The following is an 879-nucleotide window of genomic DNA, read 5'->3' on the forward strand; positions in this document are numbered from 1 at the left end:
CGCCAGCCGCACCGTGCGGCTGGTCGGCCAGCAGGCCGTCGTCGAGCACTTCGCCGATGCTGCCGACCATCGCCTCGGCACCCGTCACGACCGGGCGGCGCCGCGCGCGCAGCGCGACGCTCGATACGCCCGCGACGAGCAGCCCGCCGCCGAGCGCGAGGCTCGCGATCACGGGCCACGGAATCCCGTAGCCGGGCACGTCGGTATCGATCAGCATCAGCGCGCCGATCGTGAACGACACGATCCCGCCGAACCCGAGCACGCCGAAGGTCGGCAGGAACGCCTCGGCGACCAGGCAGCCGAGACCAAGCAGCACGAGGCCGAGGCCCGCATAGCTGATCGGCAGCAACTGCATCGCGAACAGCCCGATCAGCAGGCAGATCGTGCCGACGACGCCCGGCAGCACGAAGCCGGGGTTCGCGAATTCGAAGAAGAGGCCGTAGATGCCGATCGTCAGCAGGATCAGCGCGACGTTCGGGTCGGCGATGATCGCCAGGAAGCGGCTGCGCCAGTCGGGCTGGAGCACGACGAGCGGCGCATGCGCGGTCGCGAGCCGCGCCGTGCCGGCGGTAGTCGTCGCGGTGTGGCCGTCGAGCTGGCGAGCGAGGTCGGCCGGATCCTGCGCGATCAGGTCGACCACATGTTGCGCGCGCGCCTCGTTCGCCGACAGGCTCACGGCCTCGCGCACCGCGCGCTCGGCCCATTCGGCATTGCGCCCGCGCAGCTGCGCGAGGCCGCGGATATACGCGGAGGCGTCCTGCATCGCCTTGCGGATCTCGGTCGACTGCGTGTCGTTCGGCAGCGCGGCCTGCATGGCGGCCTCGGACGCACCTGACGCGCCTGATGCCCCCGGGGTGCCGCCCGGCGCCCGCGGTGCGG

At 72.4% G+C, this 879-nt stretch carries 1 pseudogene; it reads right to left on the minus strand.

Features of this window, described 5'->3' with window-relative positions:
- Positions 1–879, minus strand: a pseudogene (locus tag G3N61_RS39225) (nodulation protein NfeD); the annotation flags it as partial.

It is taken from the genome of Burkholderia sp. Ac-20349 (assembly GCF_017104865.1).
Lineage (GTDB): Bacteria > Pseudomonadota > Gammaproteobacteria > Burkholderiales > Burkholderiaceae > Burkholderia > Burkholderia aenigmatica.